Source organism: Serratia sp. 14-2641 (assembly GCF_001692375.1).
Taxonomy (GTDB): domain Bacteria; phylum Pseudomonadota; class Gammaproteobacteria; order Enterobacterales; family Enterobacteriaceae; genus Chania; species Chania fonticola_C.
In genome coordinates, this window is record NZ_LXKR01000062.1 from 129 (window position 1) to 8,029 (window position 7,901).

The following is a 7,901-nucleotide window of genomic DNA, read 5'->3' on the forward strand; positions in this document are numbered from 1 at the left end:
GATATGTGTATAAGAGACAGTTTAACAATCGGTTCATTTCATAATCAAATGTTCTTTTATTTGATAGGCTTTAGTATAATATTCACGTTGCAAGGAATTCAGAAAAGCGATTGTGAAGATGAAAGTATTGTAGAGAAATATTGAAATATGTCTATACTTAGAAAGGTTAAGTATCTTAGCAAATATATAGATCAGTTTTCTTTTGCTTTATTAAATGTTGGAACGATTTTTTTTATATCAAAATTTTTGGCTTCTGATCAGGCGGCAAAGTATGTATTAGTAAGCTCATATGCTTCATTTTCTTTGATAGTTATTGTCGCGATAGTTATATCTCCATATTGGATTTTTTCTGCAGATACAAACAAGAGATACGAGAATTTTATTTTTAGCTTTTATGCCACCCTTGGTATTAGTATACTCTGTGGTTCCGTATTAGGGGGCTTATTTACAATCAACTCCGGTTCTTATACATCTGGTGCGTTAATTCTCGCACTTTCTATTGCCTATCCAGTTTATGATTTTTTACGACGTAGCTTATATGTTCATCATGGGGAGTTCGTTTCTGCGATATGTTCTGCATTACTTTGCTTTTTTGTTGCTATTCTTTACTTAATACTCAACTATCTTGATGTTAGTGTGTTTGAAGTTTATGTGATTGTTCTGATTTCATTCATTGCTATTGCAAATTTAGTAATGTACAAATTTAATATTCACCTAATAGACAGTAGTATTAAGAAGGTGAAAATAAGTTACAGGGCAAAGTCAAGCGATTATTGGTCGCTAGGTAAATGGTCTGCAGGTTCGATGACTTGCTTTTGGATGGCGACCCAAGGCCTTTTCATCATACTTAGCAAGCATATTAGCGATGAGCAATTAGTAACAACTCGACTGTGCTTAAGTATTACAGGAATAATCGCAATATATTTTACAGCTTTAGAAAATAATCTAATGCCCAGTTTAAGAAAACAATTTATCAATAAACAGTATGACAATATCCTAGTAGTCAGGAAATCTTATTATATAAAAGGTTTTTTGTTTTCGGCTTCAATGTCTTTGATAATAGCTCTCTTTTACAATTTATTTTTCCAAAATGGAATTTTTATATTTGCTATATTATGCTGTTATCAAATTTTTTCAGGACTTTTAAAGTTTGAGTCATATTTTCTAAAAGTATTACAAAAGCACAATGTAGTCTTTCTTTCTAACTTTGTGGCACTAGTTGCGACTTTAATTTTCGGATACTTATTGGGTGTCGAAAATGACTATGTTTTGGCTTTAATGATACTCTTTAATGGTATTGTGTGTTCTATGTTTTATCTGTTTTTTTCTAAATTTCTATCAAGTAATGGGGGAAAGTATGTTTGAGGACAATGTTGCTAGCAAGTTGGGTGTTTTAAATACTAGTATTGCATCGATGAATGTTGGTGATTTTATTATAATGGATTCTGCATATAAGCGTCTAACTGGTATTTTTCCTGAATCACAAAAAATACATTTCCCAACCCATGAAAGAATTACAAGGGTTGGCTTTAAGAGGCAAAGAGAAATTGGTATAAATATACTATGTGGGACAAACTGTTTAAATTCTGGAATGTTGCTGCATCGTCAATGGAATGTAGGCATGCTAAATGCGTTCCTTATGAAGAAGGTCATTACTCTAGGTGTTGGATGGGCAAACTATGAAAATAAACCAGATCTGTATACTACATTCCTTTTAAAAAATTTGTTGAGTAAAGAATATCACCATTCAGTACGTGATTCATATACTGAGACAATGCTTGCAAAAGCAGGCATAAAGAATGTCATTAATACTGCTTGTCCAACAATGTGGGATTTAACAGAGTCACACTGTTCTAACATACCAAAATCGAAAGCACAGGATGTGGTTTTTACACTAACTGATTATCGAATGGATATTTCGAAGGATACCAATTTGATTGGTGCTCTTAAAAAAAGTTATAGAAATGTATATTTTTGGGTCCAGGGTTCAAAAGATTTAGAATATTACAAAAGTTTTAAATCTATTACTGATGGGATAAAGGTGGTACCTGCAAATTTGTCTGACTTTGATAATGTCTTAGATATGTCTGGTTCAATTGACTATGTCGGTACCCGACTCCATGCTGGTATTAGAGCATTACAGAAGCTGAGGAGAAGTATTATAATTTCAGTCGATAACCGTGCTGAGGAAAAAAAGAAAGATTTTAATTTAAATGTTATTTCTAGAGATTTAACTGAAGAGCAATATATCGATATTTTCAATGATCCATTAGTGATGGATATCAAGCTTCCGCTGAAAAATATTATTGAATGGAAGGCTCAGTTTGAATAATAACCTATTATTTATTGTTTCTTCTCTTAAGCGTGGTGGGCCTATAAACCAATTGTGGGAGTTGTTAAATAACAAGAATTTTACTGGTGATTATTCTATTCTCTCTCTTTCAGATCTAGATCTACCTGGTTCTAGAAGAGGAGACTTTGAACTATTGGGTGTTAAATTATACTCCCTTAATTATAATGGGCAGAATTTCTATAGATTATCTCGAGAGATACTATCTTTCATTAATAAAAATGATTTTTATCGAGTTATTTCTCAAGGGTTTAGATCTGATATATCAGTTGCGATGATATCAGGAAATTTGCCGTGTAAACCATATGCGATACTACATAACTATATCTATTACGATTATTCTTACACATATGGAATTTTTCGTGCACTAATAATGACTTTTTGTCATGTTCGTGCATTAAAAGCATTTGATATAATTTCTGTATCAGAAAGTGTGAGAGATTTCGTAAGAAATAAATATTCATTGAAATCGACAGCGATTCGAAATGGAGTGGTAATAAATTCACAGAATGAGAAACGATGCTCCAATTTGACAGAAAGCAAAGTCACACGCTTAATTTACGTCGGTGTAATAGATAAGCGTAAAAATGTCATGAAATTGCTTGAGGCTTTTAAACGAGTTAAGCGTAGTGATATTGAATTATTGGTTGTCGGCGATGGACCTCTTAAAAAACTTTTACAGAATGGAGATGATAACCGGGTTAAATATCTTGGGCAAAGGGAGGATGTTAAGGATTTACTGTTAACTAGTGATGTTTTTTTATCGGCATCTTCTTTTGAAGGAATGCCTATGGCTGCTCTAGAGGCTCTTGCATCTGGGCTCCCATGTATATTATCAGATATTCCTCCTCACAGAGAATTGATTAATTTAAGTGGTAATTTTGGATGTGTGACAAATTATGACACTTGTGATTTATCTAAACATATTGATAGTTTAATTAGTATCAGTCGCTTTGACATTTTAAGCGATTTTTCGATTTATTTATCCTCTGATTTAATGGCTGAGCGCTATTCTGATCTTATTTTGGAGAGTAGGGGGTAATTGCGCCTCTGTTGTTATTCTTTTTGCGTCGTGCGATGACTTTTTTATAGCAACATTTAACTAAGTTATTAGTTCGACGCTTTTATTAGGTGGTGTCGCGTGGTCTGTGGAGTAATTTATCGCTTGATATCTGTTGTGTTATTAGTAATTAGTTTTTCGGTTTTTTCCAGAACGGTAAATGAAACCCGAACTATTATTTGTTGTACAACGCCATTGTCTCATGAAAAGGCTATTCGTGTTAATATTACTCCTGGCTACTCTTATGACGTAACAATGTATTATAGCGAAAATACGGTAGATAATGAATTATTTGGCTCATCATCAATAAAAGGGATGCAACAAGTTTATATAGAAAATTATAATTCATCGAGTGAATACATTGATGGGATTTATAAGGAGATAGGTTTAAATGATGTTTTTGTAAAAGGGCAGTGGGTCGTTAGTTTTGTCTTGTTTGTTCCTAGTGACTCTAACTTCCAAAAGGTCGGTATTAAAAGTAATAAGATGAATTTAAAAAAGGTTATTATTGTTCGAAAAAAAAGCAACAACTCAATGCATGAGGATATATCGTCAAAATATAAAAAAAGCATTCATTCCGTAGATGAGGGAGTTTCTATTGCTAATGGATATGTTAATGTTGCAGGTGTCAAATTATTTCCTTTGGGTATTTTTACAACTTTTGCTAATGAAAGGGATTTGAAAGTTATCAAGACTGCTGGCTTCAATACTGTTCTGAGTTATAATTATGGAAGTGGTGATGATTATCTTGATTTCCTTAGGTTGGCACAAAAAAACAAGTTGTATGTGATTTATTCCTTAAAAGATTTTTATAAAAATTCTCGGATTAAAGAAAAGTTAATAAACCGATTTAACAAAATTAAAAGCGATAAACTTGAAGGGAATGTATTAGGGTGGTACATCAATGATGAATTATCTCAGCAGTGGGGTGAGGAGTTAAGTATTTTATATCAATATATTAAAAGCTCCTCTGCTACTACGAATATTGTATTACAGCTGCTTGATAAGGTCAGCTCTGCCGAAGCATTTTTAAACTCTACAGATGTTTTATCTGTTGATCTTTATCCCATAGGTATGGATAAGAATTTGTCTTCTTTATCAAGTGTCAATCAAAAATTGAATAAATTGGTGGAAGGTCGTCCTAACAAATCCAGTTTTGGTGTAGTGCAAATAATGGACTGGGCTGTTTACAAAAACGGGCAGAAGAGTCATTTACCATCGCGACTAGAGATTGTTAACCAAGCTTATCAAGAAATTATTGCGGGTTCTAAAGGATTGCTTTTTTATTCGTATCATGATTTGTTTTTTGATGATGTTCGACGAGTGAATAGTGATATTAATAATTTCAAGAAAAAATGGAAGGCTGTTTCAGATGCTGTCCAGGAAATTAGTGATAACTCCCATGTTTTCTTACTTGGTAAAAATGAAGTAATTATATCTTCCGATAGGTTTAAATTACCGGCTAGAGTGTTTTACGATACTGATAAAAAATATTTTTTGGTTGCAAATCCGTTTAATGAAAATGTATCACTTATCTTTGATTTGAAGTTAGGCCGTTATAAAGAATGTGAAAAAAAATCAAACGACATTGTGGTTAATGAGGATTCTTTTAACATTGTACTAGTCCCTTATGGCTATAAACTCTTGTGTCTTATGTGAAGAGTTACCTCATAATAAGTTCACTTAGGTGTCTAAAGGAGTTGATAGTAAGATGGCCTGTTGCTAATTGATAAACGTTATATTTTATCTTGGCTAGTCTGCCAGATAAATAACCTTTCGTAATGACTCTCTCTTATGTTACGTTACTTAATGTTTTTTGACTATGTTTGGAGAGTGATAGTTTTGCTTGAATACAGGGTTCTCGGAAAAGGATATTAAGGTTGTTCCCGGTGACTTCGTGTGATTTTATTTTTTTCTGCATTTTTAATTAATTCAACATCGGCATGATGGTTTCTTTTCCAGATTTTGGCATATTAAAATTCTCTCAATGGGCACTATTCTTTTTTCAGGTTTGGTTTGGAATTAGTCATGCTGTCATCCCTTCATTTATCATCGGTCTCATATTTGGAAAGTTTTTTTTACTCCACTTATGCGCATTTAAACTCTTATTTTTAATTTCCCCTTGTTGTATTGCTTTTCTCTTACCACCTATTTTTTCTTGATTTTACGGTTAATTATCATTGTTAATGAAACCTGTCTATTCAGGGCTGACCTTAGCCAATACAACGCATCCGTGGTGAAAAATGGCAAAACGACATATCCTCAGTGTGAGCATAGTTGCCTCTACTGAAACATTGGTCAGGCTTGCTGCGCTATCTGGACGATGTCCGGTTGCCTATAGGTAAAGACCTCACCGATAACAGCATCCGTCAGGTGGCTGTTATCGCAAAAGCTGGTTGTTTGCCGAGGTTCTTGTGCGCTGAGCAACAGATGACATCTTCACCATTCGGCTATATATAGTTCGATAACAACTTAATGTCTTTCGTATATTGCACATTTAGGAGTAACAATGGCAATTCTAGTCACCGGCGGAGCCGGTTATATCGGCTCCCACACCGTTCTGGCCTTGCTGGAACGAGGAGAAGAGGTTGTCGTCCTAGACAACTTATCGAACTCATCCGAAGAGTCACTGCACCGTGTGGAGCAGCTAACAGGTAAAGCAGCCATCTTCTACCAAGGCGACATTCAAGATCCGCAGTGTCTGAACCGTATCTTCGATGGCCACTGTATCTCAGCGGTGATCCACTTTGCTGGCCTCAAAGCAGTAGGGGAGTCCACCCGCAAACCGTTAGAGTATTATCAGAACAACGTCTCTGGCACCCTGGTGCTGCTGGATGAGATGCGTCGTGCCGGAGTCCATCAGTTTATCTTCAGCTCTTCGGCAACTGTCTACGGAGCTAACTCTCCAGTCCCTTACGTTGAAACCACGCCTATTGGAGGTACGACTAGCCCGTATGGCACATCCAAACTGATGGTTGAGCAAATTCTGCAGGACTTTGCTAAGGCAGAGCCGCAGTTCTCGATTATCGCTTTACGTTACTTCAACCCAGTCGGTGCCCATGAGTCTGGCCTGATCGGCGAAGATCCTAATGGTATCCCGAATAACCTGCTGCCTTACATCTCGCAGGTTGCTATCGGCAAGCTGGAGAAGCTGGGTGTTTTCGGCGGTGATTATCCAACAGAAGACGGTACCGGTGTGCGTGACTACATTCACGTGATGGATCTGGCGGAAGGCCACCTGATGGCCATGGATCATCTGAAGAAGGTCGAAGGGTTTAAGGCTTATAACCTGGGGGCTGGTGTTGGGTTCTCCGTGCTGGAAATGGTGCATGCTTTCGAAAAAGCCTCCGGTGTCGCTATCCCTTATCAGATCTTGCCGCGACGCGATGGTGATTTGCCAGCATTCTGGGCCGACGCCAACCTGGCGCGCCAAGAGTTGGGCTGGGAAGTGAGTCGTGGTATCGATGAGATGATGCGTGATACCTGGAACTGGCAGAAGAACAACCCACAGGGATACACTAGTAAAAACTAAGAAAATTCTTTAATATTGCGCATTCTTAAAAGCCCATTTATGGGCTTTTTTTTCGCCCTTGGAATGATAAGGAGGCTATCTATTTGCAGGCTTTATTACAAAATTTATGGATTTCATCCATATTAATTAATTGATATAAAACAAATTTGCTGATGGAGCAAGGTGCTAGTTCAATAAACCAACAACCGTTTTCAGATTAAACTGAAAGAGTGGACAATATACAGGTGTTTTGTCCGCTTAGGTGGTAGCATACGCAACAAAAATCTCGTTCAATGGGCATAAGTACGCGTTTAAGTAGTGATCGTGTGCCTTGTTGTATGCTTAACTTAGCGTATCGGTTGGACAAAACGTAAAATTTATACTTTATTTTCAGTCTATTGGTAGCTGTTGAGCCAAGGGCGGTAGCGTGCTTTTTTGATCTGGCAATAAGAAAATGGCTTTTTGGTTGTTTTTTGACCTCACCTCTACGGTCAACCATTATACTTCATGATGTAACAAAGTATGACGGTTTGGGTGAAAATCGGAATAATGACATACTGACTGCCAAGAGGATTAAGACTGAGTGATGACCTAAGAAAGCAAGTTAAAGACTGCGATTGGCGTATTTTTATTAAGTGATTGTATTACTAAAGCTTTTTAGCTTAACGTAATAAAGGATAAATAATGTTACTACCCGTAATTATGGCAGGCGGCACTGGCAGTCGTTTATGGCCAATGTCCCGTGAACTCCATCCCAAGCAATTCCTGCGTTTACATAGCATCCATTCAATGCTGCAAGAAACGTTAAAGCGGCTTGATGGTGTCGGCGTCAGTGAGCCTGTTGTAATCTGTAACGAAGATCATCGCTTTATGGTTGCTGAGGCTTTGTTGATTAAATCGGATTTAGATAAAAGCGCCTCCCGTCACTGACTTCCTCAGGCAATCCGCACACTTTCTGGCATCCCTGCACGCGTCATTTT

5 protein-coding genes and 1 pseudogene are annotated in these 7,901 nt (G+C 36.6%); all 6 read left to right on the forward strand.

What is annotated here, in order from left to right:
- Positions 1–147 precede the first annotated feature (147 nt).
- On the forward strand, positions 148–1,365 hold the full coding sequence (locus tag A6U95_RS21130; RefSeq protein ID WP_065685892.1) for a hypothetical protein: 1,218 nt from the start codon (positions 148–150) through the stop codon (positions 1,363–1,365).
- Positions 1,358–2,332, forward strand: a complete 975-nt coding sequence (locus A6U95_RS21135) for a polysaccharide pyruvyl transferase family protein (protein WP_065685893.1) — start codon at positions 1,358–1,360, stop codon at positions 2,330–2,332. Before A6U95_RS21130 ends, A6U95_RS21135 begins: the two co-directional genes overlap by 8 nt.
- Complete coding sequence (locus tag A6U95_RS30095) at positions 2,325–3,392, forward strand: glycosyltransferase family 4 protein (RefSeq protein ID WP_139102426.1); 1,068 nt, start codon at positions 2,325–2,327, stop codon at positions 3,390–3,392. The genes A6U95_RS21135 and A6U95_RS30095 overlap by 8 nt, the downstream gene beginning before the upstream one ends.
- A gap of 99 nt (positions 3,393–3,491) precedes the next feature.
- Positions 3,492–5,069 (forward strand): hypothetical protein, encoded by a 1,578-nt coding sequence (locus A6U95_RS21140; RefSeq protein WP_139102427.1) that lies wholly within the window; start codon positions 3,492–3,494, stop codon positions 5,067–5,069.
- An 850-nt stretch (positions 5,070–5,919) separates the two neighbouring features.
- A complete protein-coding gene (gene galE, locus A6U95_RS21145; protein WP_065685895.1) occupies positions 5,920–6,942 on the forward strand; it encodes a UDP-glucose 4-epimerase GalE in 1,023 nt (340 codons plus the stop codon).
- A gap of 663 nt (positions 6,943–7,605) precedes the next feature.
- A pseudogene (locus tag A6U95_RS21150) lies at positions 7,606–7,809 on the forward strand (sugar phosphate nucleotidyltransferase); the annotation flags it as partial.
- Positions 7,810–7,901: the final 92 nt, after the last annotated feature.